Annotated in this window: 18 protein-coding genes; 8 read left to right on the top strand and 10 right to left on the bottom strand. The window is 72.0% G+C overall.

Going from position 1 to position 26521, the window contains the following annotated elements; translation table 11 throughout:
- Positions 1–7 precede the first annotated feature (7 nt).
- The 3 genes from ACIRU3_RS37940 (at position 8) to ACIRU3_RS37930 (ending at position 5990) form a co-directional block, all read left to right on the top strand.
- Entirely contained in the window at positions 8–748 is a 741-nt protein-coding gene (locus ACIRU3_RS37940; RefSeq protein WP_404066634.1) for a response regulator transcription factor, read from the top strand.
- Positions 745–1857, top strand: coding sequence for an ATP-binding protein (locus tag ACIRU3_RS37935; protein ID WP_404066631.1), 1113 nt, complete (start codon positions 745–747; stop codon positions 1855–1857). The genes ACIRU3_RS37940 and ACIRU3_RS37935 overlap by 4 nt, the downstream gene beginning before the upstream one ends.
- A 302-nt stretch (positions 1858–2159) precedes the next feature.
- On the top strand, positions 2160–5990 hold the full coding sequence (locus tag ACIRU3_RS37930) for a multifunctional oxoglutarate decarboxylase/oxoglutarate dehydrogenase thiamine pyrophosphate-binding subunit/dihydrolipoyllysine-residue succinyltransferase subunit (RefSeq protein WP_404066628.1): 3831 nt from the start codon (positions 2160–2162) through the stop codon (positions 5988–5990).
- Positions 5991–6143: 153 nt separating this feature from the next.
- Here the strand turns inward: ACIRU3_RS37930 and fxsT are convergent, their stop codons facing one another.
- The 8 genes from fxsT to ACIRU3_RS37890 form a co-directional block, all read right to left on the bottom strand.
- Entirely contained in the window at positions 6144–9146 is a 3003-nt protein-coding gene (gene fxsT, locus ACIRU3_RS37925; protein WP_404066626.1) for an FxSxx-COOH system tetratricopeptide repeat protein, read from the bottom strand.
- A 79-nt stretch (positions 9147–9225) separates the two neighbouring features.
- A complete protein-coding gene (locus ACIRU3_RS37920; RefSeq protein WP_404066623.1) occupies positions 9226–10497 on the bottom strand; it encodes an aKG-HExxH-type peptide beta-hydroxylase in 1272 nt (423 codons plus the stop codon).
- Positions 10494–10769 carry a hypothetical protein gene (locus ACIRU3_RS37915; protein WP_404066621.1) on the bottom strand — a complete coding sequence of 92 codons (276 nt, stop codon included), beginning with the start codon at positions 10767–10769 and terminating at the stop codon, positions 10494–10496. Before ACIRU3_RS37915 ends, ACIRU3_RS37920 begins: the two co-directional genes overlap by 4 nt.
- A 91-nt stretch (positions 10770–10860) precedes the next feature.
- The gene (locus ACIRU3_RS37910) at positions 10861–14175 is read right to left on the bottom strand and encodes an SAV_2336 N-terminal domain-related protein (protein ID WP_404066618.1); all 3315 of its coding nucleotides are present in this window, start codon (positions 14173–14175) and stop codon (positions 10861–10863) included.
- Positions 14176–14182: 7 nt separating this feature from the next.
- Positions 14183–15196: an AAA family ATPase gene (locus ACIRU3_RS37905; RefSeq protein ID WP_404066616.1), complete on the bottom strand. Its 1014-nt coding sequence runs from the start codon at positions 15194–15196 to the stop codon at positions 14183–14185.
- A 179-nt stretch (positions 15197–15375) separates the two neighbouring features.
- On the bottom strand, positions 15376–17604 hold the full coding sequence (locus ACIRU3_RS37900) for a trypsin-like peptidase domain-containing protein (protein ID WP_404066614.1): 2229 nt from the start codon (positions 17602–17604) through the stop codon (positions 15376–15378).
- The gene (locus ACIRU3_RS37895; RefSeq protein ID WP_404066612.1) at positions 17601–18011 is read right to left on the bottom strand and encodes a CU044_2847 family protein; all 411 of its coding nucleotides are present in this window, start codon (positions 18009–18011) and stop codon (positions 17601–17603) included. Before ACIRU3_RS37895 ends, ACIRU3_RS37900 begins: the two co-directional genes overlap by 4 nt.
- 114 nt (positions 18012–18125) lie before the next feature.
- A complete protein-coding gene (locus ACIRU3_RS37890; RefSeq protein ID WP_003992906.1) occupies positions 18126–18305 on the bottom strand; it encodes a DUF6104 family protein in 180 nt (59 codons plus the stop codon).
- A 260-nt stretch (positions 18306–18565) separates the two neighbouring features.
- Here ACIRU3_RS37890 and ACIRU3_RS37885 point away from each other — a divergent pair, with 260 nt between their 5' ends.
- The gene (locus ACIRU3_RS37885) at positions 18566–19534 is read left to right on the top strand and encodes a DUF4097 family beta strand repeat-containing protein (RefSeq protein WP_404066609.1); all 969 of its coding nucleotides are present in this window, start codon (positions 18566–18568) and stop codon (positions 19532–19534) included.
- A gap of 1 nt (position 19535) precedes the next feature.
- Positions 19536–20612, top strand: coding sequence for a helix-turn-helix transcriptional regulator (locus ACIRU3_RS37880; protein WP_404066607.1), 1077 nt, complete (start codon positions 19536–19538; stop codon positions 20610–20612).
- A gap of 125 nt (positions 20613–20737) precedes the next feature.
- Here ACIRU3_RS37880 and ACIRU3_RS37875 read toward each other — a convergent pair whose 3' ends face one another.
- On the bottom strand, positions 20738–21703 hold the full coding sequence (locus ACIRU3_RS37875; RefSeq protein WP_404066605.1) for a zinc-binding dehydrogenase: 966 nt from the start codon (positions 21701–21703) through the stop codon (positions 20738–20740).
- 197 nt (positions 21704–21900) lie between these two features.
- Positions 21901–23121: an NADP-dependent malic enzyme gene (locus ACIRU3_RS37870; RefSeq protein WP_404066602.1), complete on the bottom strand. Its 1221-nt coding sequence runs from the start codon at positions 23119–23121 to the stop codon at positions 21901–21903.
- Positions 23122–23695: 574 nt separating this feature from the next.
- Between ACIRU3_RS37870 and ACIRU3_RS37865 the strand changes: the two genes are divergently transcribed.
- The 3 genes from ACIRU3_RS37865 to ACIRU3_RS37855 are packed head-to-tail and all read left to right on the top strand — an operon-like array spanning position 23696 to position 26410.
- Positions 23696–24652 carry an ABC transporter substrate-binding protein gene (locus ACIRU3_RS37865; RefSeq protein WP_404066599.1) on the top strand — a complete coding sequence of 319 codons (957 nt, stop codon included), beginning with the start codon at positions 23696–23698 and terminating at the stop codon, positions 24650–24652.
- Positions 24653–24683: 31 nt separating this feature from the next.
- On the top strand, positions 24684–25613 hold the full coding sequence (locus ACIRU3_RS37860; RefSeq protein ID WP_404066597.1) for an amino acid ABC transporter permease: 930 nt from the start codon (positions 24684–24686) through the stop codon (positions 25611–25613).
- Positions 25610–26410, top strand: coding sequence for an amino acid ABC transporter ATP-binding protein (locus tag ACIRU3_RS37855; protein WP_404066596.1), 801 nt, complete (start codon positions 25610–25612; stop codon positions 26408–26410). Before ACIRU3_RS37860 ends, ACIRU3_RS37855 begins: the two co-directional genes overlap by 4 nt.
- The last annotated feature ends 111 nt before the right edge of the window (positions 26411–26521 follow it).

Below are 26521 nucleotides of genomic sequence, written 5' to 3'. Positions count from 1 at the left end.
GCGGGCGATGGAGCAGACACACACCTCCCAGAGCGGCGCGGCCACGAACACCCAAGGCACACAGCGCCGGGTGCTGGTCGTCGAGGACGACCCCACGATCGTCGACGCCATCGCGGCCCGGCTGCGTGCGGAGGGATTTCTCGTACAGACCGCGTCCGACGGTCCTGCCGCCGTCGACACGGCCGAGGCCTGGCAGCCCGACCTGCTGATCCTCGACATCATGCTGCCCGGCTTCGACGGCCTGGAGGTCTGCCGTCGTGTGCAGGCCCAGCGCCCGGTGCCGGTGCTGATGCTCACCGCGCGGGACGACGAGACCGACATGCTGGTCGGGCTCGGGGTCGGCGCCGACGACTACATGACCAAGCCGTTCTCCATGCGGGAGCTGGCCGCGCGGGTGCACGTCCTGCTGCGCCGCGTGGAGCGGGCGGCCGTGGCTGCCTCCACGCCCCGCTCGGGCATCCTGCGCCTCGGCGAGCTGGAGATCGACCACGCCCAGCGCCGGGTGCGGGTGAAGTCCGAGGACGTCCACCTCACGCCGACCGAGTTCGACCTGCTCGTGTGCCTGGCGAACACGCCGCGCGCGGTGCTCTCCCGGGAGCAGCTGCTGGCCGAGGTGTGGGACTGGGCGGACGCCTCCGGCACCCGGACCGTCGACAGCCACATCAAGGCGCTGCGCCGGAAGATCGGCGCCGAGCGGATCCGCACGGTGCACGGCGTCGGGTACGCGCTGGAGACACCGACGCCATGAGCGACGGGCGGGAGGCCGCGCGGAGGAGCCCCGGGGAGGACCCCTGGGGTGGCGTACGCCCGTTCTCGATCAAGACCAAGCTGGGGGCGCTGGTCGTCATCTCGGTACTGATCACCACCGGTCTGTCGATGATCGCGGTGCACACCAAGACGGAGCTGCGCTTCATCACGGTCTTCTCGATGATCGCCACACTGCTGATAACGCAGTTCGTGGCCCATTCGCTCACCGCGCCGCTGGACGAGATGAACGCGGTGGCCCGCTCCATAGCGCAGGGCGACTACACGCGCCGGGTGCGCGAGAACCGCCGCGACGAGCTGGGCGACCTGGCCCAGACGATCAACGTCATGGCCGACGAGCTGGAGGCGCAGGACCGCCAGCGCAAGGAGCTGGTGGCGAACGTCTCGCACGAGCTGCGCACCCCGATCGCGGGCCTGCGCGCGGTGCTGGAGAACATCGTCGACGGGGTCACCGAGGCCGACCCGGAGACCATGCGCACGGCCCTCAAGCAGACCGAACGCCTCGGCCGCCTCGTGGAGACCCTGCTGGATCTCTCCCGGCTGGACAACGGCGTCGTGCCGCTGAAGCTGCGCCGCTTCGAGGTGTGGCCGTACCTCTCGGGCGTGCTGAAGGAGGCCAACATGGTCGCCTCCGCGCGCGCGGGCATCGCCTCCGGCTCAGGAAGCCACACGCGTACGGACGTACACCTGCACCTCGATGTCTCCCCGCCGGAGCTGACCGCGCACGCGGACCCCGAACGCATCCATCAGGTCGTCGCCAACCTGATCGACAACGCGGTCAAGCACAGCCCGCCGCACGGCCGGGTGACCGTGAAGGCGCGGCGCGGGCCGCAGGCGGACTCGCTGGAGCTGGAGGTCCTGGACGAGGGGCCCGGCATTCCCAGGTCGGAGTGGCACCGGGTGTTCGAGCGGTTCAACCGCGGTGCGGTGACCCGGCCGCACGGTCCGGGCAGTGACGGCGGCACCGGCCTCGGCCTCGCGATCGCCCGATGGGCGGTGGATCTGCACGGCGGCCGGATCGGAGTGGCCGAATCCGACCGTGGATGCAGGATCATCGTCACTCTTCCGGGACTGACTTCGTCTTCAAGTTGACGTAAAGTCCGAAGCGGAGCCACAAGATCCACGCACGTCCGCGCAGTCGGACACGTGTGATCAGGGACAGGCCCGGGACGCGTGTCGCAGTCAGCCGCGCAGGGCCCCGCTCGGTGATGCCGCACACCCTCGTACGCCTCCGGAACCTCGCTTGTTTCCCGCCATATCAAGCCCTGAAACAAGATTTCCGGTGTGACTTACGCGACGATGAACGGGCCCGACCTGACCTTCACCGTCTTGGGGGCGTAGCCTTTATTTCCGCTGTCCATCACCTTGTGAAGCGGAAGAGGGCGGTTGCCGCCGTGTCGCCACAGTCCCCCAGTAACTCGAGCTCCCCCACCCTGCGTGCGGGAGGTGCCACCACGACCGACGACCAAGCCGGGAAGAACCCCGCTGCTGCGTTCGGTCCCAACGAGTGGCTCGTCGACGAGATCTATCAGCAGTACCTCCAGGACCCGAATTCGGTAGACCGTGCCTGGTGGGACTTCTTCGCCGACTACAAGCCGGGCGCTCCTGCCGCCTCGGCTCCGGCGGGTACTGCGGCCGCGGGGGCCGCAGGCACTGCCACGGCTCCCCAGGCCCCGAGCGCGCCTGCGGCCCCGGCCGCGCCCGCTCCCGCGCCCGTTGCACCGAAGCCCGCCGCGGCTCCGGCCCCCGCACCGGCGGCGCAGGCCCCGGCCCCCGTCCCGGCCAAGCCGGCGCAGCCCGCACAGGCGCCCGCTCAGCCGACGGCCAAGGCCGCTCCCGCCGCCGCGGCCCCGGAGGGCCCCGAGCTGGTCACGCTGCGCGGCCCGGCCGCCGCCGTGGCGAAGAACATGAACGCCTCGCTGGAGCTGCCGACGGCCACCTCGGTCCGCGCGGTCCCGGTGAAGCTGCTGTTCGACAACCGCATCGTCATCAACAACCACCTGAAGCGCGCCCGGGGCGGGAAGATCTCCTTCACGCACCTGATCGGCTTCGCGATGGTGCAGGCCATCAAGGCCATGCCGGCGATGAACTACGCGTTCGGCGAGAAGGACGGCAAGCCGACCCTCGTCAAGCCGGCCCACGTCAACCTGGGCCTGGCCATCGACCTGGTGAAGCCCAACGGCGACCGCCAGCTGGTCGTCGCGGCCATCAAGAAGGCCGAGACGCTGAACTTCTTCGAGTTCTGGCAGGCCTACGAGGACATCGTCCGCCGCGCCCGTGACGGCAAGCTGACGATGGACGACTTCACCGGTGTCACGGTCTCCCTGACCAACCCCGGCGGCCTCGGCACCGTCCACTCCGTGCCGCGTCTGATGCCCGGCCAGTCGGTGATCATGGGCGTCGGCTCCATGGACTACCCGGCCGAGTTCCAGGGCACCAGCCAGGACACCCTGAACAAGCTCGGCATCTCGAAGGTCATGACGCTCACGTCGACCTACGACCACCGGGTGATCCAGGGCGCCGCCTCCGGCGAGTTCCTGCGCCAGGTCGCGAACCTGCTGCTGGGCGAGAACGGCTTCTACGACGAGATCTTCGAGGCGCTGCGCATCCCCTACGAGCCGGTCCGCTGGCTCAAGGACATCGACGCCTCGCACGACGACGACGTCACCAAGGCCGCCCGCGTCTTCGAGCTGATCCACTCCTACCGGGTACGCGGCCACGTCATGGCCGACACCGACCCGCTGGAGTACCGCCAGCGCAAGCACCCCGACCTCGACATCGTCGAGCACGGCCTCACGCTCTGGGACCTGGAGCGCGAGTTCGCCGTCGGCGGCTTCGCCGGCAAGTCGATGATGAAGCTGCGCGACATCCTCGGCGTGCTGCGCGACTCGTACTGCCGCACCACCGGCATCGAGTTCATGCACATCCAGGACCCCAAGCAACGCAAGTGGATCCAGGACCGCGTCGAGCGTCCGCACTCCAAGCCGGAGCGCGAGGAGCAGCTGCGCATCCTGCGCCGTCTGAACGCCGCCGAGGCCTTCGAGACCTTCCTGCAGACGAAGTACGTCGGCCAGAAGCGCTTCTCCCTGGAGGGCGGCGAGTCCGTCATCCCGCTGCTGGACGCGGTCATCGACTCCGCCGCCGAGTCCCGCCTGGACGAGGTCATCATCGGCATGGCCCACCGCGGCCGCCTGAACATCCTCGCCAACATCGTCGGCAAGTCGTACGCGCAGATCTTCCGCGAGTTCGAGGGCAACCTCGACCCGAAGTCGATGCACGGCTCCGGCGACGTGAAGTACCACCTGGGCGCCGAGGGCACCTTCACGGGCCTGGACGGCGAGCAGATCAAGGTCAGCCTGGTCGCGAACCCCTCGCACCTGGAGGCCGTCGACCCGGTCCTGGAGGGCGTCGCCCGCGCCAAGCAGGACATCATCAACAAGGGCGGCACGGACTTCACCGTCCTGCCGGTGGCGATCCACGGCGACGCGGCCTTCGCGGGCCAGGGCGTGGTGGCCGAGACCCTGAACATGTCGCAGCTGCGCGGCTACCGCACCGGCGGCACGGTCCACATCGTCATCAACAACCAGGTCGGCTTCACCGCGGCCCCCGAGTCCTCGCGTTCCTCCATGTACGCGACGGACGTGGCCCGCATGATCGAGGCCCCGATCTTCCACGTGAACGGCGACGACCCCGAGGCCGTCGTCCGCGTCGCGCGGCTGGCGTTCGAGTTCCGCCAGGCGTTCAACAAGGACGTGGTGATCGACCTCATCTGCTACCGCCGCCGCGGTCACAACGAGTCGGACAACCCGGCCTTCACCCAGCCGCTGATGTACGACCTGATCGACAAGAAGCGCTCGGTGCGCAAGCTCTACACCGAGTCCCTGATCGGTCGCGGCGACATCACCCTGGAAGAGGCCGAGCAGGCGCTGCAGGACTACCAGGGCCAGCTGGAGAAGGTCTTCACCGAGGTCCGCGAGGCCACCTCGCAGCCGGCCGCCGGGGACGTCCAGGAGCCTCAGGACGGCTTCCCGGTCTCGGTCCCGACCGCGATCTCCGCGGAGGCCGTCAAGCGGATCGCCGAGTCCCAGGTCAACATCCCCGACCACATCACCGTCCACCCGCGTCTGCTGCCGCAGCTGCAGCGCCGGGCGGCCATGGTCGAGGACGGCACGATCGACTGGGGCATGGGCGAGACCCTGGCCGTCGGCTCGCTGCTGCTCGAGGGCACTCCGGTCCGCCTCGCGGGCCAGGACTCCCAGCGCGGCACCTTCGGCCAGCGCCACGCGGTCCTCATCGACCGCAGCACCGGCGAGGAGTACACGCCGCTGCAGTACCTCTCCGAGGACCAGGCGCGCCTGAACGTCTACAACTCCCTGCTCTCCGAGTACGCGGCCATGGGCTTCGAGTACGGCTACTCGCTCGCCCGTCCCGACGCCCTGGTGATGTGGGAGGCGCAGTTCGGCGACTTCGTCAACGGTGCGCAGACGGTCGTGGACGAGTTCATCTCGTCGGCCGAGCAGAAGTGGAGCCAGACGTCCGGCGTCACTCTGCTGCTCCCGCACGGCTACGAGGGCCAGGGCCCGGACCACTCGTCCGCCCGCCCGGAGCGCTTCCTCCAGCTGTGCGCGCAGAACAACATGACGGTGGCCATGCCCACGCTCCCGTCGAACTACTTCCACCTCCTGCGGTGGCAGGTGCACAACCCGCACCACAAGCCGCTGGTCGTCTTCACCCCGAAGTCGATGCTGCGCCTGAAGGCGGCGGCCTCGAAGGCGGAGGAGTTCACGAACGGCCACTTCCGCCCGGTCATCGGCGACGAGTCGATCACCGACCCGGCCGCGGTCCGCAAGGTCGTCTTCTGCGCCGGCAAGGTCTACTACGACCTGGAGGCCGAGCGGGTCAAGCGCGGTGTCACGGACACGGCGATCATCCGCATCGAGCGCCTGTACCCGCTGCCGGGTGCGGAGCTCCAGGCGGAGGTCAACAAGTACCCGAACGCCGAGAAGTACCTGTGGACGCAGGAGGAGCCGGCGAACCAGGGTGCCTGGCCGTTCATCGCGCTCAACCTGATCGACCACCTGGACCTGGCGGTCGGCCCGGACGTCCCGCACGGCGAGCGCCTGCGCCGCATCTCGCGTCCGCACGGCTCGTCCCCGGCGGTGGGCTCCGCCAAGCGCCACCAGGCCGAGCAGGAGCAGCTGGTGCGTGAGGTGTTCGAGGCGTAGGCCTCCGGCGGTTCAGCCGACGCTCAGGGCCCGGTACCGAGTTCCCGCTCGGTACCGGGCCCTTCGTCTGCCCAGGGGGCTGATTCGGTCCGTTCACGGCTGCGCGTCCGTCATGGCCGGCCGCGCCGTTCCCCGCGTCCCCTTCGGGGCGCTTCAGCCCAGGTACGCCTCGAAGTCCCAGTAGGGCCGCGTCCGCTGGCGCGCGGAGATGGTGTGCGGGTGCTGGGCGCCGAGGGTACGAGTGAGCCCGAGCAGCCCGTCCTCCTCCAGCTTCCCGGCCTCCTCGTGCTCGCGCGCCGCCCGCAGGTCCGCGGCGAGCGCCACCTGGCAGGACAGCGTGAGGGGATGCTGGTCGCCCAGGGTGTGCCGGGCCCTGCGCAGCGTGTCCCGGCTCAGTTCGACGGCGTCGGCGATCCGGCCGTTGAAGTTCCGGGCGCTGGAGGCGTTCAGCGCACAGCCCAGCACCCAGGGGTGGTCGGCGCCCAGCGTGGCGCTGAGCCCGCCCAGTGCCGACTCGAACATCGCCATCGCCTCGGCACGTTCGCCGGCGGCCTGCATGACGAGACCGGTGTTGGAGAGCATGCCGGTGGCCACGGGGTGGGCCGGCCCGAGCAGGGAGCGGTAGCCGGACTCGGCCTCGTCGATGAGGTCCCGGGCCTGGCTGAGGTCGCCGTGCTCCCGCAGATAGTTGCCGTAGTTGGTGATGAAGGCCAGGGTGCGGTAGTGCTCGCGGCCGTGCAGCTGCTCCAGCTGCTCCAGCAGGGTCGCCATCGACGGCCCCACCTCCTGCGACTGGCTGCCCTCCCGGCGACGGCACATGGCCAGCTGGGCGCGGGCTTCCAGGGTCTGTGGATGTTGCGGTCCGAGCACCTGCACATGGAGCCGGACGACGGGCTCCTGACGGACCAGGGCATCGCGGTAGCGGCCCAGCAGGCGCAGATCGTGGGTGACCGCGTTGCCCGAGTTCAGGGTGGTGATGTGGCGGGCGCGCAGTACGCTCTCGCGCCGGGAGAGGGTGTCCAGGTCGAGGTCGTACGCGTCCGCGTAGCGGCCGAGCAGGCGCAGGCCGACCCCCAGGTTGTGCCGGGCCACCAGGGTGGGCGGCTCGTCCGCGCCGAGAAGCCGCTCGTTGCCGTCGAGGACCTCCTGCTGGAGGTCGTACGCCTCCCGGTAGCGCCCCAGGTGGCGCAGGCTGGCCGCCATCGCGCTCCTGGTGACGAGTTCGCCGAGCGGGTTGGGCCGCGGGGCCGCCCGGAGTTTCTCCAGGGCTGCGTGGTCCAGGTCGTAGGCGTCCCGGAATCTGCCGCTGGCCCGCAGCATGTTGCCCTGCTGGGTGGTCAGGTCGAGCATGGGCTGGGCCAGCGGTTCCATGAACTGCGACCAGGCGTCCCGGATCTTGCGGACCAGTTCCAGACCGCTGTTGTACTCGCCGCTGCGCACGCAGTACCGCAGGCAGTTCAGGAGCAGCTCCTGCACCCGGGGCTGGTTGCTGTCGAGCGCTCCGGAGGGCTCCAGGTGCGGCAGCAGCTCGGCGTAGCGGGGCCAGGTCCGGCTGTCCGCCGGGTTGCCGGGGTCGGCCTCGGCGAGCAGGGTGCGCACCGCCCGGCGGTGGCGGGTGCGGCTGTCCTCGCTGGTCAGCTTGGAGACGATGTCATGGACGAGCCGGTGCATGTGCACCGACTCCTGGTGCGGGCCCATCTCGGCGCCGGCCGGGCCGCGCGTCTCCCGGGTGAGCACCGAGTAGTTGACCAGGGTGTCCAGCGCCCGGGTCCAGGCCGGCAGGTCGGTGGCCATCCAGCGCAGTTCCTCGGGCAGTTCGGCGCGCGGGTAGGCCCGGATGAGGCCGAGCGGGATCCGTCCGGGCGCGAACGACGTGCACAGGCTGAGCACGTCGATGGCCTGCGGCTGGGCCCGGCGCAGCCGGTTGAGCAGTATCGACCAGGAGGTCATCGAGGACTGCGGGAAGCCCTCGCCGGTGGCCGGTTCGTCGACGGTGGACAGCCGGCGCTCACGCACCATGCGCAGGTACTCCGGCACCTCCATGCCGGACTCGCCGAGCCAGGAGGCGGCCTGTACCAGGGGCAGCGGCACGTCACCGAACTCGGCGGCGACCTCGTCCGCCTCCGTCGCGGCGATGTGCGGCGCGCGGCGCAGCAGATAGGCGGTCGACTCGGCACGCAGGAAGGTGGGGACCTCCACCACGTCGGTGTGCTCGCTCCAGGCGCGGTTGCGGGAGGTGACGAGCACATGCCCGGTGCCCTGGGGCAGCAGGGCGTTGACCCCGTCGGTGTCGTCCCAGCCGTCGAAGACCAGCAGCCAGTTGCCGTACGGTTCGCCGCGCCGCAGGGCGTCCCGCACGGCACGGATGCGTTCGCCGGGCTCGCCGCCGATGCGCAGGCCGAGTTCCACGGCGAGTTCGCCGAGGCGGTCGCGCTGGATGTTGCGGTCGTCCGAGTTGACCCACCACACCAGGTCGTAGTCGGTGCTGAAGCGGTGCGCGTACTCTGCGGCCAGCTGGGTCTTGCCGATGCCCGACATGCCGAGCAGCGTGCAGGAGGAGGCTCCCTGTTCGGCGTCCGAGAGGCGCTGGTGGATCTCGTTGAGCAGGTCGTCGCGCCCGGTGAAGCGCGGGTTGCGGCGCGGGACCTCGCCCCAGATGTCGCAGCGGTTCTCGGGGTAGCGCACCCGGCCGGGCAGCGCCTTCGGGACGCGGCGGCGCTCCAGGGCGAGCCGGCCGAGCAGCCGCTCCTCGGCGGCCTCCTCGCTCAGCCCCCACAGGCTGGCCGGCTCCAGCACCGCCGTGGCCGGCAGCAGCGGACGGTTGGTCAGGTTGACGGCGGCGAAGCGTTCGGCGTGCGCGGCGACGAAGCCGCGCAGTACGTCGTTCCACTCCCCGGCGGGCCGGGGGCCCAGTTCGAAGAACCAGTCGTTGAGCACCAGCAGGACGCGGCCGCTGGACAGCAGCAGATCGCCGAGGGCGTCCTCCAGGGGAACCACGCGCGGCGGGTCCCAGCGCTGCAGGGTGGTCCGGTGGCCCTGGCGCTCCAGGCAGTACGCGATCCATGCCGCCCAGGAGCGGTGGTACCCCGGGAAGACCACCAGAAAGTGTTCCGGTGCCCCCGGACCGTCTCCGCCCGACCGCCGCTGCTCCGCCATGACCGCTCCCTGTTCCCGCCGCCGTCCCACGTTGGGCGACCGCATGCATAACGTAACGCAACCGACCCCGTATCCGGCGTCATGCCGGATGCCGGGTCAGTGCGCCGAGCCGGGCCAGATGCCGGTCCATGCCCCGGACGAACTCCCTTCCGGCAAGGGTCAGTTCACTGGATTCGCGCAGTATGGACAAGGCTTCGGCGACCTCGTCCCGGTGGGCCTCGAACCGGCTCTGTGCGTGCCGCCGCCACGGTGCGGGGACTGTCGGCCCGGCCCGCGCCCGCCACCACAGGTCCAGTAGCGCCAGATGCGCGTAGGCGCCCTGGAGCACCCCGGACACCGGCCGCGGGTCGGGACGCCAGCCCACCCGGTGCAGGGTGTCCCCGCCGGGCCGGAAGAGCGGGACGGCCTCCCCGAGTGCGGCCAGCTTGGTGTGGTGGGTCTCGTGCACCAGCAGGTCGGCGAGGACGCCCGCGTCGCCGGGCGGCTCCGCGAGGACCGCGCCCGGGGCGGCACGGAGTGTCGCGCTGATCGGGGGGTCGGGGTGATCCGGGTGCTCCAGCGGAACCACGGCACGCACCGTCCACCTCGTCTCGGCGGCGCGCTCCGGGTGTGCCGCCGCGATCAGCAGGTGCGCCTCGCGCCAGAGCCGGCTCCAGTGGCGGTGGCCGACGCCGGACCGCTCGGCCGCGCGCAGGGCGCCGGGGCCGATTCCGCCGGGCGGCACCCGATAGGGATCCAGGTCGTCGAGGACCGCGCCGCCGCTCAGCGCGACCAACGGCGCCCAGGCCGAGGCGGGGTCGGCGGGTTCGGGGTGCCGTGGCGTGGCGGTCAGGGCGAGCGGCTCGTCTCCGTCCGGGCCGTCGGTGACGCGTACGGTTCCGGCCCGGCCGGTGAGCCGGACCTGTCCGGAGGGACATCGCAGGGTGCCGAGGCCGGGCAGATGCAGCGCGCCGGAGGGTTCGACGCGCGTCACCTCGAAGGTGCAGCGGGCCCGGACCGCTGCCGCGACGGCCAGTCCACCGAGGTGCCCCAGGTGCTGCTCGAAGCGCGGGCCGGGCAGTGCCGAGAGCGCTTCGCTCAGCCATGTGCCGGTCATGGGGTAGTCGATCACCTCGCGGACGGCCTCGGCGTCCGTCCGCTCGGCCTCCTCCAGCAGGGCCCAGTCCCGTTCGAAGCTCCGGCGTGCCGCGGGCCGCAGCTCGCCGCGCTGCCGCTCGTACCGGAGGAGGAGGGCCTTCAGCATCAGGAGCCGTCGGGCATGCAGCGCGGCACGCAGTGCCGCCGTGCTGTCGGGGGAGGGACGGGTGCCGGCGAGGTCCGTGAGGATCTCGGGCAGGGTCACCGACGTCATCCCCGTGGGTCCTCGCCCGTGCAGGGCCGTGCGCAGGCGGCCGAAAACGAACGCCCGGAAGGCGGCGCGGCCACGTTGTCGGGATCGCTGCCGGAGTACCAGACCTCCCGGAGGCGATGGGCCGAGGTCAGTACCCGGAGCGCGGCCGCGACCAGCTGCCGGTCGTCCGCGGCACGCAATGTCCGCAGGTCGACGTCGGTGAGGTCGGGCGGGATCAGGCCCCCTCCGATGTCCCGGCCGAGGCCGGCCGCCCGTGTCCTCTGCTCCCCCACCTCGGCTCCTTCCTGCCCCACGCCCGCCCCGCACGGCCGTGACGGCTGCCCAGTTCTTCCCGACAGGCCGGAAGCAGAAACCCGACCGGGATCAACTCCGGTCAAGCTCGGCCGAGTTGTTCCACTCCTGAGTCCAAGGCCACCACGGCGGAGCCACTTGGCGCCACCTCTCCTCCGACATCCCCCGGCCCTCGCCCGCGGGCAACTCCTCCTCCGCCCGGCGGGTCAGCGCCACGTCCGCCCAGTCCACCTCCCGTAGCGCGCCCACCAGCCGCTGCCACTGCTCGCGGGCCGCCCGGTAGGCGCTGCGGGCCGCTCCGGGCCGTCCCATCAGCGCGAGGACCGCCCCGCTGCCGTGCCGTGCGCGGGCGGCCGTCACCGAGCCCGGGTCGCTGCCGTGGGCGGCCCGCGCCTCCCGCTCGGCGTTCTCGTACGCCTGCAGCGCGTCCATCAGCACCGGCACACCGGCGTGCTGCCAGCCCTCCAGCCGCACCCGCCCGAGCTGCAGCCACACCTCAGCCCGTACGGCCGCGTCGGCGGCGGCGCGCACCGCCTGGCCGAGCAGGTGCCGGCTCTCGAACAGGTCGGGCAGGAAGCCGAGATGGCGGAACCGCTGGGCGAGCGCGCTGCCGACCAGCCCCTGGAGCCGCCCGCGGTGCGCGGACCGGGCGGGCAGCGACTTCAGCGCCTCGCGCAGCACGTACTCGGCCCGGTCCACGATCCCGGCGCCGTCCCCTGCCGAGGCCCGCCGCAGCAGCGACTCGCCCCAGGCGACGAGGAGTTGCCAGCGGGCGGTGCCCTCGGCGGGCGCGAGCAGCGCGGCCCGCTCGTACGCCTCGTCGGCCTCCCCGGCCTCGCCCGCCGCGTCGTGGAAGGCGGCCAGCGCGGCCAGGCAGGGCAGCAGCAGATCGGGGTCGTCCCCGGCAGTCCGCCGGGCCCGCAGCAGCACCCGCCGGGTCTCGCCGTCCTCGGCCCCGGATTCCCGCAGGGCCCGGGCCAGGTCGAGCAGCGCGGGGCCGCGCAGGGCGTCGGCGGCGCCCTCGGAGTCCAGGATTCCGCAGGCTTCCCTCAGTTCGCCGACGGCGGCACCGGGGTGGCGCAGATCGAGCAGGATCCGGCCGCGCAGCAGGAGACGGGACCGGTGGGCGGTGACGGCCCGGGGCGGGGCGTCCCGCCCGGTGGCGCCGTCCGCCGGCCCGGGTCCCGAGGAGGTCGGGGCCGCGGCTTCCGCCGGGCCGCCCGGACCGTCCGGCTCGGATCCGCTCCCGGTCTCCCCCGCCGCGTCCGGGTCGTCCGAGCGCCGTGCGCGGGCCCATTCGCGTGCCTGCCCGGTCAGTCCGGGCCAGGGGGCCAGGCCGGGATCCAGGACCTCCAGGGCGGCCGTGAGGTGCTCGCTCTCCGCCGTCAGCTGCCACAACTCGCGTCGGCAGGAGGCCAGTTCCAGGGCGGCGGCAGCCCGTTCGCGGCTGTCGGCAGGGGCCGCCGCATGGGCCGCGGCGAGTTCGGTCGCGGCCTCGCGCAACAGCTCGGCGCGGCTGCCCGCCGCACGCGCGGCCGCCGTGCCCGCCTCGGCGCGCAGGATGCGGCCGAGGACCAGGTGGGGCCGCAGGTCGGTGCCGGGGGCGGTCCCGGTGCCGGGTCCGGCTGCCGCGAGGGCCTGTTCCCGGGCGCGGCGCAGCACCTCCGGGTCGGCCAGATGGTGCCACTGGGCGAGCAGGCGCTCGGCCTCGGTCAACGGGTCGGGGGTGACCAGGTCCGGCAGGTAGAAGCGCAGGACGCGGGCCGGGATGCGGGCGAACAGCTCGGCCTCGACGCTGCCGCCGCCCTCCGGCGAGCCGGTGTCCCCGGGCAGGGCTCCTGCGCCGGCGGCCGGGTCGTGGTCGGCGAGCCGGGCCGCGGCGAGGGCGGCGAAGTTGCGGGTGCCCTTGCCGAAGTGCCGTTCCACATAGGCCGAGCAGTGCTTGAGCACGAGCCCGGCGGTGTCCTGGTCGAGGGAGGACAGCAGCAGGTCCTGCACCCGGCCCGAGTAGGCGAAGCAGGGCTGGTCCTCGGTGCCGGGGAGTTGTCTGAGCAGGCCGCCGAGCAGGACCTCGGCGAGTTCCATGGGGCCCGTGTCGGGCAGCATCGCCCGCTGCACGAGCTGCATCACCGGCAGCGTGAGCGGGGCCGCGGCGAGGTAGACGGCCAGGCGCAGGGCGCCGGGTGAGGCTCCGGCGCGGAACGCGCGCAGCGCGTCGTCGTCGCCGCGTGGTGCCGTACCGGCCGGGGCGGCCGGGGCGGCCGCCGGGACCCTGCCCGGGTCGGTGAGAGCCGCCCACGCGCGTTCGCTGGTGGGGCCGACCCCGCCGAGCAGCCGGGCGAAGGCCTCGAAGGCCTCCGGGGTGGGCTGCAGGACCGGTACCGGGCGGGCGCCCGGGGCCGGTTCCTCCCAGGGCTCGTCGTCGGGCAGGAAGCCGAGGCGTCCGCCCACCTCGGCGGGGCGCAGCAGCAGACCGGGCTCGGCGGGCAGCGCGGTACGGCCCCACAGGCGGGGCGGCAGCGGCTGGACCACGGCCAGCGGGGCGGTGCGCGGCCACTGGTGGAGCAGGCGCTGGGCGCTGCCGTTCTGCCACAGCGGGCCCACGCAGTCACTGATGACGAAGGTCAGCCGGCGGCCGGTGGGGTCGTGCAGTTCGTCGGCCGGGCGCAGCCGGGTGTGCCGGCCGGGACCGGCGGTCGTCCCGACGAGGGGGGCGCCGGAGCCGTCGGCGTACAGGTGGTGGACGCGGACGGAGGCGAACGCGCCGGACTGCTGGCAGGCCTGGCGCAGTTCCTCGACCAGCTGACCCCACACGGCCATGGCGGGCCCGGTGTCCATGAGCAGTTGGACGTCGCAGCGCCGGCGGCGGCCGGGCCGGGTGACCGGAAGCAGGATGCCGCTGGCGGCGGCCCGGTCGGCGGTGGCCTCCTCGTCGATCGGCTCGTCCTCGGAGCGGACGGAGGCGACCCGGTAGCGGCCGAGCGCGCGGAGCGCCTTCTCCAGGCCGAGCAACCCCGGCAGGGCGCCGGCGGCGGGCGCGCGGACGGGGAAGGCGGCGGGCGCGGCGGCATCGGCCTGCGAACGCACCGTGAGGCCGGGTGTGAGCAGCGGGATGCGGGCGGCGGGCGCGTCCGTCCGGGAGCGGGGCGGGTCGGAATCCTGGGATGCGGCGGAACCGGCGGAACCGGAGGGTTCGGAGGGTAACGCCTCCGGGGTGCCGTCGAGCCGGCCGGCCGGGGCGGCGCCGGGCTGGGCGGGCGCGTCGCGGGGCGCGGCCGCGCCGAGCCGCCCGGCCAGCCAGACCGCGTCCGCCACGTCCTCCGCGGTGAGGTCGAGCCCACCCTGGCGCAGCTTGCCGATCAGCTCGTCCAGGCGCATCCCGGGCATCCGCCCATCACCTCGTACGGTCGAGCGGCTGCATGAGCATCTCGGCGATCCGTTCGCGGGTGAGGCTCTGGGCGCGCGGGTCGTGCCGGGTGAGGAAGAGGGCGTTGAGGAGCTGGTCGGCGGCGAGCACCTCGCCGGGTTCGCGCTCCAGGAACCTGCGGATGAGATCGGCGCCGGCGTCGACACCGTCCGCGCCGAGGTGCGCCTCGACCATGGCGGTGAGCTGTTCCTCGCCGGGCGGGTCCAGTTCCAGCTGGACGCAGCGCCGCAGCAGCGGGGCGGGGAAGTCGCGTTCGCCGTTGGAGGTCAGGACGATCACCGGGAATGCGGTGCAGGAGATCCGTCCGCCGCGGACGGCGACCCGGTCGCCGTCGTGGGTGAGCACCTCGACGACGGGTTCGCGGTCGGCCAGCCGCTCCAGCTCCGGGATCGAGAACTCGCCTTCCTCCAGGGTGTTGAGAAGGTCGTTGGGCAGGTCGAGGTCGCTCTTGTCGAGTTCGTCGATGAGCAGCACACGGGGCTGCTCGGCGGCCAGCAGCGCGGTGCCGAGCGGGCCGAGCCGGATGTACGACCCGATGCCGGGGGCCGCCGTCGCGCCCTCGGTACCGCCGGCGCGCTCCAGCTGGACGTCCTGGAGGCGGCCTATCGCGTCGTACCGGTACAGGCCGTCCTGGAGAGTGGTGCGGCTGACGATGGGCCAGCGCAGCACCTTGCCGAGGCCGAGTTCATGGGCGATCGCGTACGCCAGGGTCGACTTGCCCGTGCCCGGGTTGCCGGTCACCAGCAGGGGCCGGCGCAGATAGAGGGCCGCATTGACGGCGTCCACCTCGGCCGGCCGTGGCGCGTAGTTCTCCACCAGGCGGCGGCGTACGCCGAGCCGGCGGGCGCTGCTGGGGTCCTCCGGGCCGGCCTCCGCGCCCTCCCGGGAGGCCGCGAAGTCGCGCCAGGGCGGCGGCGCCGGCAACCGCCGCATGCCGTCGTGCGGCTGACCCACTCCGCGGTAGATCCGCCAGTCGTTCACCTTGGGCTCCTCCCGGCTCTGGTGATCATGCAGCGGGCCCGGCCGTCCGACGTACGAGGCTACCGTCAGGCGGCCGTGTCTGCCGAGGTTCGGAGTGTCCGGCGTTCACTTCCGGCCCTGCCGAACGGCCTTGCGTGTCAAGCGGGTTGACGGGATGTCCGGCGGGCGCGCCGGACGGGTCAGCCGCCGGGGGCGGCCAGCGGCGGCGGGCGCATCGTCTCGGTGGCGTACGGCGGCCGGTCCGGCGGGTCGAACAGCACGGCGAGCTTCCCACGCAGGCCTTGAGCCCGGGCCGATTCGGGGTCGTACAGGCGGATGCGCAGGTCACGCACCGGTCCGTGCAGGCCGTCGGCGTGCCGGGCGGTGGCCAGCGCATGGGCGGCCTGCCGGTGGAAGTCCTTGCATTCGTCGTGGTCGTGCCGGTCCCGGCGCCAGAGCACCACCGAGTGGCCGGCCATCAGCGCGTCCCTCATCGCCGCCTGCCCCTCCCCGCTGCCGACGGGACCGCAGTAGACCGGAACACAGGTGTCGTCCATCACCGACAGGGCGCCGTAGTACGGGTACCTGCCCGCGGCGGCGGTCGCGGCGAGGTGGCCGTCGGCCGGCGCCCTGCCGTGCAGCGGCTCGTGCGCGAGCGGCCCGCGGACCGCGCCCCGCCAGCGCCTGCGCCACTCCGGTGCGGGCGCCCGGTCGTTGCGCCGCATGTCCCGGATGACGACGGTCCGGCGCATCCCGAGCGGCATGGACCGCTCGTCCACGAAGTCATCGCCGTCGTCACCGTCGCCATCGTCCCCTGCGTACCCTTCGTACCCTTCGTGCCCTTCGTCCGTCACGGCGTCGGGCGGGGCGGGACCGTCGGGCAGCAACTGCCACTCGTCCACCGGCAGATCGAACAGCTTGCGGGGCAGGAACACCTCGATCGCGGCCAGGTGCTCTCCGTGGTCGCCCTGGCTGAGCGCCTGGGTCAGCGGCCGGCGCAGCGCCGCGACCAGCTCCTCGGCGCGTACCCCCCGGTCGTCTGCGTCCACCGGGGTGATGTCCAGGCCGTCGTAGATCAGCTGCACGCTCCACGGGTAGCGCCCGTCGTACATGGGCGCACCGATCCTGACGAGGACGTCGGTGCGGGTGGCGGGCGGGCGCACGGCGGGCGGGGCCGGCGGGATGCAGGGGCGGACGCCGTCCGGCCCTCGGGCGCCTGCCTGCACGGGTGCGTCGGCCCGCACGGGTGCGTCGGCCCCCTCCAGCAGCCCCCGGACGGCCTCGCCGACCGCCCAGTGCTCATGGCCGTCGGCCTGCTCGCCCAGCCAGTGGGTGAACGCGCTCAGCCGCGCCGGGTCCACCGCCCCGGGGCGGTCCCGCACGGTCCTGCGGACCGCCTTCGCCGCGTACAGCAGGACGGCGTCGAGATCGACCAGAGTGCCGCCGCCGCCCGGTTCCAGCGTGCGCAGCCCGTACAACAGCCCGGCGCCCTCGCGCCAGGTCCGCACGTTCTGCAGCACCATCGAGCGCAGCCGTTCGCCGCGCACCTGTTCCTTGACCTCGTCCACGAGGTGGACGATCTCGCCCGCTCCGGCGGGCGGCGGCAGCTCGGCGAGGTGGGCGTAGAGCCGGGCGCGGAGGTCGGCGGTGATTCCGGAGCAGGGGGGTGCGAGGGCGGGCAGTCCCGCCTGGAGCGTGGTCCAGTTCGCGTACGGCGACGGGTCGTCGTACAGGCGGAGGTGGTGCAGGTCGTGAGCGCGCAGGACCTCGTGCAGGACGCGCGCTCCGTCGCGTGTCTCCCGCAGCTCGTGCAGCGCGGTGACCGGGACGGCGACCCCCTCCTCCCGGCGGCGCCCCTTGATCACGCCGATGACGGAGCCGTGCCGCAGATCGAGGACGGGCCCGCCGGACAGTCCACCGATCGGCAGGCTGCCGCCCAGCAGCAGCGCGCGGGCGTCGGAGCCCGTGAGTTCGCCGGTGCCGTGCCGGATGCCCAGCTCGCCGGTCTGCACGGACCAGCCGTACAGCCCGACCGGGGCGCGGGCGCCCGGCTCCCGGTCGCTCAGCCACAGGCAGCGCACGTCGGCCGCGCCGGCGACCCGGACGAGCGCGAGGTCGGGAAACGGCCACGCATCGCGGAACGACTCCGCTGCCCCGGGGCTCGGCGCGAGGAGTACGGCGGTCCCGGTGCCGGTGCGTTCCTCCCAGACGTCGGCGGCGGTGCGCTCCTGCCAGGTCACGCGCATGGCGCTCTCCCCTCGGCACACCGCGGCTCCCCCCTTCCCCACGACATGGGCGCAGGTCACCAGCCAGCCCGGGGCCACGAAGAACCCCGAACCCCAGTACAGGTCACGGTCCGTTGCATACCCGTCACCCGGTGCGCCGATGCGCGCGAGGGAGGGGCGCACCAACTCGTCGAAGGCGCTCATGCGGCGCCGGGGGCCGGGGACTGGGGCGGTACCGTGGCGCCGCCCGGCGTCGGGGGGTCCGCGCCGTCCGCCGTGGCGGCCGGTTCGGTCCAGGTCAGGGACACCGTCAGGGAGGACTTGCCGCCGCCCTCCGCGATGGCGCTCACGATCTTGCCGGACTGCGCCGTCAGTTCGATTCCGAAGGTGACGGACACCTCGACCGGAGCGGGTGTGTCCAGACCGGCGCGCAGGGAGCGCACGACGCCACCGACCGTGCCGGCGAGTCCGCCCGCCATGTCGATGACCCGGTCCCCGAGCCCCGTGTCCCAGTAACCGCCCTCGTCCAGCGCCTCCTCGTCGGCCGCGCCGATCCTGGCCCAGACGACGGTTCCGTCGTCGAGCCGGATGCGTTCGACTCCTCCACCCATGACGCCCCCGTTCACCGAATGGGAGGAGAAGGCTAACTCCGGAGGAAGCGGAGAGGGAGGGTCGGCGAACGATACGGCCGATGATCGCCCCTGCCGTGACGGGAGTGGCCGACGTTACTCGTCGTCCTCGTCGTCGAGCCGGGCGAGCCAGGTCGCGAGCCGCTCGACGGGCACCTCGAAGTCCGGGTTGAGATCCACGAACGTGCGCAGCTGCTCGGCAAGCCACTCGAAGGTGACCTCTTCCTCGCCGCGCCGCTTCTCCAACTCCTCGATACCGCGGTCGGTGAAGTACATGGACTGCCTCTCCTGCGTCTGCGTCCCGTGGGTGGGTGGGTTCAGGAACAGCCTATGCAACGGCGCCGGGGTCCGGTGCCGGTGCGGCTGCGGGCGGCCACCGCCGCCGCCGAACCGCGGTTCACCGTCCGCCGCGGGTCCGCAGAACTCCCCGCACGAAAGGTGCCTTGACTTTCCGTGACCACGATATATCGTGTTTGACAGAAGACGCGATATGGCGTGTCGCACGGCGCGACCGTGCCCGCCCGAGGAGGCATCCCATGTCCGAGTGGTCCGTCGCCGAGCCCCAGAAGCTCACCTTCGACACCCCCGTGAGCGACCTGCACGTACGCATCGTCAACGGAACGGTGAACGTGGTGGGCACGGAGGAGGGTTCCGCCCGCCTGGAAGTCTCGGACATCGAGGGCCCACCCCTGATCGTCACGCACCAGGACGGCACCCTGACGGTGGCGTACGAGGACCTGCCCTGGAAAGGCTTCCTCAAGTGGCTCGACCGCAAGGGCTGGCGGCGCAGCGCCGTGGTCTCCCTCGCGGTCCCCGCCGACACGCGCGTGGAGGTCGGCGTGGTCGGCGCCGGCGCGGTCGTCTCCGGTATCAGCGGCCCCTCGGCGGTCAAGGGCGTCACCGGCGACACGACCCTCGTGGGCCTCTCCGGCCCGGTCCGCGCCGACACCGTGTCCGGGAACCTGGAGGCCCAGGCCGTCACGGGCGACCTGCGCTTCCATTCGGTCTCGGGCGACCTGACCGTGGTCGAGGGCTCGGGCCCCTCCGTCCGCGCCGACTCGGTCAGCGGCTCCATGATCATCGACCTGGACCCGGACGGCCCCACCGACATCCGGCTGACCAGCGTCTCCGGCGAGATCGCCATCCGCCTGCCGCACCCGGCGGACGCGGAAGTGGAGGCGAACACGGCGAGCGGCACGATCTCCAACGCCTTCGACGGCCTGCGGGTGCACGGCCAGTGGGGCGCCCACAAGATCACCGGCCGCCTCGGCGCGGGCACCGGCAAGCTCAGGGCCACCACGGTCTCCGGCTCGATCGCCCTGCTGCGCCGCCCCCCGGGAGAGGACGAGCACAACACCCCGCGGGAGGCCGAGCGCCCCACCGGACCCGCATCCGACCCGACGTCCGCAGCCGAGAGCGCCGCGGGGGAGAATTCCGTCTCCGGCCAGGGCTCCGACGCCTCCAGCGCCCCGGCCGACGGCACGACCGACAAGAAGGTGCTCTGACATGCCCCCCGTCTTCGCCCACGGCCGCCTCCGCCTCTACCTGCTCAAACTGCTCGACGAGGCCCCGCGCCACGGCTACGAGGTGATCAGGCTCCTCGAAGAACGCTTCCAGGGCCTGTACGCCCCCTCGGCGGGCACGGTCTACCCCCGGCTGGCCAAGCTGGAGGCCGAGGGTCTGGTCACGCACACCACGGAGGGCGGCCGCAAGGTGTACGCCATCACGGACGCCGGCCGCGCGGAACTGGCCGACCGCAGTGGGGAACTGGCCGACCTGGAGCTGGAGATCCGCGAGTCCGTCGCGGAACTCGCCGCCGAGATAAGGGCCGACGTGCGCGGCGCGGCGGGCGATCTGCGGCGCGAGATGCGCGCGGCCGCCTCCGAGGCCCGCCGCGGCACCAAGGCGGGTGGCGGCGAGGCGGGTCCCTTCGGGGAGTTCGGCGATCTCGGCGACAGGGAGGCCTGGCGGGCCGCCAAGGAGGAGATGCGCCGGGTCAAGCAGGAGTGGAAGGAGCAGGCCCGCCGCGCCAAGGACGAGAGCCGCCGGGCCCGTGAGGAGGCCCAGCGGGCCCGCCACCAGGCCCAGGAGGCCCAGGCCCGGGCGCGGGCCCAGGCCCAGGAGGAGATGCAGCGCATCGCCCGCCGGGTCCAGGAGAGCGTGCAGGACCACTTCACCCGCGGCGACTGGCCGACGGGCGTACGGGAGGGCCTGACCGAACTCGCCAAGGAGTTCGGCGAGTTCGGGAAGGGCTACGGGAAGGAGGTCGGCAAGGACTGGGGCTTCGGCCGCACCACCGAGGAGCCGGGCACGGGCCGTCGCAAGTCCGCCCCCGCGCCGGGACCGGACTACTCCGCCGCCCCGGAGGACTTCCCGGCCGAGTACGAGCCGTCCTGGGCCCACGAGGACGCCACCGGTGATCCCACCCGCGACCTCGACCGCCTCCTCGACCGCTTCCGCGACGACATCCGCGACGCGGCCCGCGACCACGGCGTCACCGCCGACCAGCTCCGTGACGCCCGCCGCCACCTGTCGGCGGCGGCGGCCCACATCGGGGCGATACTGCGCGGCCCGAAGGTCTGAACACCGAGGGCCGGCCGGCCCGGGCAGTGCGCCCCGGACTCCCGGGACACACTGCCGGACCGGCCGGCCCTCAGCCGCGTCTCATCCGGCTGTCAGCGGCACCACACGGCTCCCTCGACGGCGGATCAGCCGTTGGTCAGGACGATCTTCCCGAACTGGTCGCCGGATTCCAGCCGTTCGAAGCCCTCGCGGGCCCGGTCCAGGGGCAGCACCTCGTCGATGACGGGCCGTACGCCGGTCGCGGCGCAGAAGGAGAGCAGGTCCTCCAGCTCGTCCTTGGTGCCCATGGTGGAGCCGACGACCTTCAGCTCCAGGAAGAAGATCCGGGTCAGCTCGGCGTGCGAGGGACGGTCGCCGCTGGTGGCACCGGAGATGACGATCGTGCCGCCGGGCCGCAGGGACTTCACCGAGTGGGACCAGGTGGCCGCGCCCACGGTCTCGATGACGGCGTCCACCCGCTGCGGCAGCCGGGCCCCTGACTCCACCGCCTCGACGGCCCCGAGCTCCAGGGCCCGCTTCCGCTTCGCCTCGTCCCGGCTGGTGGCGAAGACCCGCAGGCCGGCCGCCTTGCCCAGCACGATCGCGGCCGTGGCGACCCCGCCGCCCGCGCCCTGCACGAGGACCGAGTCACCGGGCCGCACCCCGGCGTTGGTGAACAGCATCCGGTACGCCGTCAGCCAGGCCGTCGGCAGACAGGCGGCCTCCGCGAAGGACAGTTCCTTCGGCTTGGGCAGGACGTTCCAGGACGGCACGGCGACCTGCTCGGCGAAGGTGCCCTGGTAGCGCTCGGTGAGGATGGAGCGCGGCTCCCCGGGGCCGACGCCATGGCCGGTCTGGCCGATGACGGAGTGCAGGACGACCTCGTTGCCGTCCTCGTCGATCCCGGCGGCGTCGCAGCCGAGGATCATCGGCAGCCGCTCCTCCGGAAGGCCGACGCCCCGCAGGGACCAGAGGTCGTGATGGTTGAGGGAGGCGGCCCGCACAGTGACCGTGCTCCAGCCGGGGCGGGCCTCGGGGGCCGGACGGTCCCCCAACTCAAGGCCGGAGAGCGGCTGGTCGCGGTCGATTCGGGCGGCGTAGACAGCGAACATGGGCTCGACGATAGGTGCGCTGTGCGGCCGGCGGAACCGCGCGGCGCTGTGACACATGCCCTCTTGCGTGACGGCACCCGTACAGCGCAGCGCGACGAGGCAGACCCGCAGGGGCGCCCTCCAGGTCACCCGAACGGGCGGGCGAGCGGGCAAAGAAAACGGCCCCGCCCGAACGGGCGGGGCCAATCGACGCAACGTCAGCGACGAGCGACGCCCTCGGCACGAGCGGCAGCGGCCACAGCCGCGGTCACGGCCGGAGCGACCCGCTCGTCGAACGGCGACGGGATCACATAATCGGCGGCGAGATCGTCACCGACCACCGCGGCCAGAGCCTCGGCGGCGGCGATCTTCATACCCTCCGTGATCCGCGTGGCCCGCACCTGCAGCGCGCCCGCGAAGATCCCGGGGAAGGCCAGCACGTTGTTAATCTGGTTCGGGAAGTCCGAGCGCCCGGTCGCGACGACCGCCGCGTACTTGTGCGCCACCTCCGGGTGCACCTCCGGGTTCGGGTTGGCCATCGCGAACACGAAGGCGCCCTTCGCCATGGAGGCCACGGCCTCCTCGGCGACCGTACCGCCGGAGACGCCGATGAAGACGTCGGCGCCCGCGAGGGCGTCCTCCAGCGAGCCGGTGATGCCGGCCTTGTTGGTGAAACCGGCCAGCTCCCGCTTGACCGGTGTCAGGTCCTCCCGGTCGCCCGACACGACGCCCTTGCGGTCCGCCACCGCCACGTCGCCGATGCCGGCCTCGACCAGCATCTTGGCGATCGCGACACCGGCCGCGCCGGCGCCCGAGATGACGGCCCGCAGCTGCCCGATCTCGCGCCCGCTCAGCCGCGCCGCGTTCCGCAGGGCCGCGAGCGTCACGACGGCCGTACCGTGCTGGTCGTCGTGGAAGACCGGGATGTCGAGGCGTTCCTGCAGCCGGCGCTCGATCTCGAAGCACCGGGGCGCCGAAATGTCCTCCAGGTTCACTCCGCCGAAGGAGGGAGCGAGCCGGACCACGGTCTCGACGATGTCGTCGACGTCCGTGCAGTCGAGCGCGATCGGCACCGCGTCGACGCCGCCGAACTGCTTGAACAGGATCGCCTTGCCCTCCATCACGGGGAGGGATGCCTGGGGACCGATGTCCCCGAGTCCGAGCACGGCCGTGCCGTCGGTCACGACGGCGACCACGGAGGACTTCCATGTGTAGTCGTTGACCAGGTCCGGCTGCTCCGCAATCGCGGTGCACACGCGCGCGACGCCGGGCGTGTACGCGAGGGAAAGGTCGTCCTTGTCACGGACCGGCACCGTGGCCTGCACGGCCATCTTGCCGCCACGGTGCAGCGCGAACGCCGGATCGAAGGAATCGAGGGGCTCGGCCCCGTCCTGATCCGTACTGCTGTCGCTGCGAGGATTGACGATCTCCGCTGCCACTTTGTTTTACCCCTTAGGTATGCATGGTTTGAGGGTCGACCACTCCTGGTGAGGGGTGGGCGGGCACCGCGCAAGGCTCGATTGCTGATACGTACGAGCACATACGCGACGGGCGCGCCGCACACGCGCCCTGAGCCCCGGATGAGGGGTGTAAAGAACCTTCTTACCGGACGGACGGCGCTCACGACGAGTCCATTAGGTGCAAGGTCACATCTCGGATCCCAGAAGGCCACACGTGGATGACACGCGGCTGACACAAGCGCGGCTCGAATGTGACTCGCCGGTAACTCGGACCCGGCCGTACACCGCGCAACCATGGACCACATCGTGAGACGGCCCGAAGATTTTCCGGCCTGAGTGATGGATTTCCGCAGATCTGCGGCCCTGATGTCCTGTCCTCACGGGACCTGACGCGGTTCGGGGGTCACCCGTTATCCGATTTTGACATAGTCACCCCCCTGAATGGCGCAGACCGAATGGCAAGATGCCGTAAACCCACGAGGTCGCGACACCCGAAGGTGTGTGTTCTCGTCGACCTAACGGCATCTCCACCCCTTTCGCCGGAGGAACCACCATGACCGCAAGCTCCACCCGTCGCACGACCGCCCGCACCCGGACTGCAGCGGTCGGTGCCATCGCGGTCGCTGGCGCCCTGATTCTCACCGGCTGCGGTGACCAGACGGACAAGGGCAGCGACAACGGTTCCAGCTCGACGGCCTCGGCGCCGCTCGCCGACAAGCTCCCCGCGGACATCAAGAAGGCGGGCGTCATCAAGGTGGGCTCCGACATCGCCTACCCGCCGGTCGAGTACGTGCAGAACGGCAAGTCCGTCGGCATCGACCCGGACATCGCGGACGCCCTCGGCAAGCAGCTCGGCGTGAAGTTCGAGTTCCAGAACGGCAAGTTCGACCAGCTCATCGTGGGTCTGCAGAGCGGCCGGTCCAACGCGATCATGTCGGCGATGAACGACACGAAGGACCGCCAGAACGGCATCGACTCGGACTCCGGCAAGAAGGTCGGCAACGGCGTCGACTTCGTCGACTACTTCACCGCCGGCACCTCGATCCTGGTCCAGAAGGGCAACCCGAAGGGCATCAAGACCCTGGACGACCTGTGCGGCAAGGTCGTGGCCCTGCAGCGCGGCACCACGTCCGAGGGCATCGCCAAGGCGCAGAACACGAAGTGCAAGAAGGACGGCAAGAAGGCCATCACGCTGCAGACCTTCGACACCGACCCCGAGGCGCTGCTGCGTCTGAAGCAGGGCGCGTCCGTCGCCGACCTGAACGACTTCCCCGTGGCGGCCTACAACGCCAAGACCTCCGGCGGCGGCAAGGACTTCGAGGTCGTCGGCGAGCAGATCGAGGCCGGTCCGTACGGCATCGCGGTGAGCAAGGACAGCACCCAGCTGCGCGACGCCATCCAGGCCGCCATGAACGCCATCATCAAGAGCGGCGAGTACCAGAAGATCCTCGAGAAGTGGAACGTCACGCAGGGCGCGGTCACCGAGGCGAAGATCAACGGTGGCTCCTGAACAGCCGCGGCAACACTGAAGGGCTGTCACTGTGACTGACACGGTCGACAAGACTCCGGCGGCGTCGGTGCCACCGGAGCAGATCAAGGCCATCCCCGTGCGCCACTACGGCCGCTGGGTGGCCGGTGCCGCCGTCGTCGCCATCCTGGCGCTGATCGGTGTCGCGTTCTCCAACGCGAACATCAACTACGGCATCATCCCGGACTACCTCACGGACGGCACCATCCTGTCCGGCGTGTGGCACACGCTGTACATCTCGGTGCTGGCGATGGTCCTGGGCCTCGTCCTCGGCATCATCCTCGCGGTGATGCGGATGTCCTCGAACCCCGTCACCAGCACCGTGGCGTGGCTGTACATCTGGCTCTTCCGCGGCACCCCGGTGCTGGTGCAGCTGCTGCTCTGGTACAACATCTCGCTCGTGTTCCCCATCCTCAACCTGGGGTTCTACAAGGACGAGATGAACCAGGTGATGACCCCGTTCCTGGCGGCGCTCCTGGGTCTCGGCCTCAACGAGGCCGCGTACATGTCGGAGATCGTCCGGGCCGGCATCCAGTCGGTGGACGAGGGGCAGACGGAGGCCTCGCACGCGCTGGGCATGACCCAGGGCAAGACGCTGCGACGCGTGATCCTGCCGCAGGCGATGCGAGTGATCGTGCCGCCGACCGGCAACGAGTTCATCAACATGCTGAAGACGTCCTCGCTGGCCTACTCGGTACAGTTCCCCGAACTCCTCAAGGCGGGGACGGACATCTCCAGTACCTCGCTGGCGGTCGTGGAGATGTACTTCGTGGCCTCGATCTGGTACCTCATCCTGACCACGGTCTTCAGCATCGGCCAGTACTACCTGGAGCGCCGTTACGCCCGCGGCTCGACGCGCAGCCTCCCGCCGACGCCGTTCCAGCGTCTGAAGAAGAACCTCCGTCTGTTCGGTTCGTTCCGGCGCCCGGAGGTGGCCCGATGACCAGTCTCAGCAAGGACATCACACCGCCGAGCAGCGGCGCGCCGATGGTCAAGGCCGAGGGCGTGCACAAGTCCTTCGGGCTCGCGCACATCCTCAAGGGCATCGACCTGGAGGTGAACCCGCGCGAGGTGTTCTGCCTGATCGGCCCGTCCGGCTCCGGCAAGTCCACCTTCCTGCGGTGCATCAACCACCTGGAGAAGATCAGCGCCGGCCGGCTGTACGTCGACGGCGACCTGGTCGGCTACCGGCAGAAGGGCGACAAGCTCCATGAGCTGAAGGAGCGGGAGGTCGCGGCGCAGCGGCGGGACATCGGCATGGTGTTCCAGCGCTTCAACCTCTTCCCGCACATGACGGCTCTGGAGAACGTCATGGAGGCGCCGGTCCAGGTCAAGGGCGAGGCCAAGGCGGTCGCCCGGGAACGCGCCGAGCGTCTGCTGGACCGGGTCGGCCTCGGCCCGCGCAAGGGTCACTACCCCGCGCAGCTCTCCGGCGGCCAGCAGCAGCGCGTCGCCATCGCCCGGGCGCTGGCGATGCAGCCGAAGCTGATGCTCTTCGACGAGCCGACCTCGGCGCTCGACCCGGAGCTGGTCGGTGAGGTCCTCGACGTGATGCGGGACCTGGCCGAGGACGGCATGACAATGATCGTCGTCACGCACGAGATGGGCTTCGCCCGTGAGGTCGGCGACTCGCTGGTCTTCATGGACGACGGTGTGGTGGTCGAGGCCGGCCACCCGCGCGACGTCCTGACGAACCCGCAGCACGACCGGACGAAGTCGTTCCTGTCCAAGGTCCTGTGACCTCAGCGGATCAGAGGAGGGGGGGGGGGGGGGGGGGTGACCATAGCGACCCCCCCCGCCCCTTTCATCCCCCCGGCGGCGCCCGCGCGGCCCCGGCCCCCGGTGCGGCGG

Origin of the sequence: Streptomyces sp. NPDC101151 (genome assembly GCF_044768335.1) — a bacterium.
GTDB lineage: Bacteria > Actinomycetota > Actinomycetes > Streptomycetales > Streptomycetaceae > Streptomyces.
The sequence above is the reverse complement of the archived record's forward strand: the minus strand, read 5'-3'. Positions and strand labels throughout refer to the sequence as shown.

What these genes read in the sequence shown, in the direction of transcription:
- ACIRU3_RS37920 (WP_404066623.1), bottom strand. Translation starts at nt 10,497, where the DNA reads ATGACGTCGGTGACCCTGCCCGAGATCCTCACGGACCTCGCCGGCACC.
- fxsT (WP_404066626.1), bottom strand. Translation starts at nt 9,146, where the DNA reads ATGGCGGAGCAGCGGCGGTCGGGCGGAGACGGTCCGGGGGCACCGGAA.
- ACIRU3_RS37910 (WP_404066618.1), bottom strand. Translation starts at nt 14,175, where the DNA reads ATGCCCGGGATGCGCCTGGACGAGCTGATCGGCAAGCTGCGCCAGGGT.
- ACIRU3_RS37885 (WP_404066609.1), top strand. Translation starts at nt 18,566, where the DNA reads ATGTCCGAGTGGTCCGTCGCCGAGCCCCAGAAGCTCACCTTCGACACC.
- ACIRU3_RS37855 (WP_404066596.1), top strand. Translation starts at nt 25,610, where the DNA reads ATGACCAGTCTCAGCAAGGACATCACACCGCCGAGCAGCGGCGCGCCG.
- ACIRU3_RS37875 (WP_404066605.1), bottom strand. Translation starts at nt 21,703, where the DNA reads ATGTTCGCTGTCTACGCCGCCCGAATCGACCGCGACCAGCCGCTCTCC.
- ACIRU3_RS37935 (WP_404066631.1), top strand. Translation starts at nt 745, where the DNA reads ATGAGCGACGGGCGGGAGGCCGCGCGGAGGAGCCCCGGGGAGGACCCC.
- ACIRU3_RS37900 (WP_404066614.1), bottom strand. Translation starts at nt 17,604, where the DNA reads ATGAGCGCCTTCGACGAGTTGGTGCGCCCCTCCCTCGCGCGCATCGGC.
- ACIRU3_RS37865 (WP_404066599.1), top strand. Translation starts at nt 23,696, where the DNA reads ATGACCGCAAGCTCCACCCGTCGCACGACCGCCCGCACCCGGACTGCA.
- ACIRU3_RS37940 (WP_404066634.1), top strand. Translation starts at nt 8, where the DNA reads ATGGAGCAGACACACACCTCCCAGAGCGGCGCGGCCACGAACACCCAA.
- ACIRU3_RS37895 (WP_404066612.1), bottom strand. Translation starts at nt 18,011, where the DNA reads ATGGGTGGAGGAGTCGAACGCATCCGGCTCGACGACGGAACCGTCGTC.
- ACIRU3_RS37890 (WP_003992906.1), bottom strand. Translation starts at nt 18,305, where the DNA reads ATGTACTTCACCGACCGCGGTATCGAGGAGTTGGAGAAGCGGCGCGGC.
- ACIRU3_RS37880 (WP_404066607.1), top strand. Translation starts at nt 19,536, where the DNA reads ATGCCCCCCGTCTTCGCCCACGGCCGCCTCCGCCTCTACCTGCTCAAA.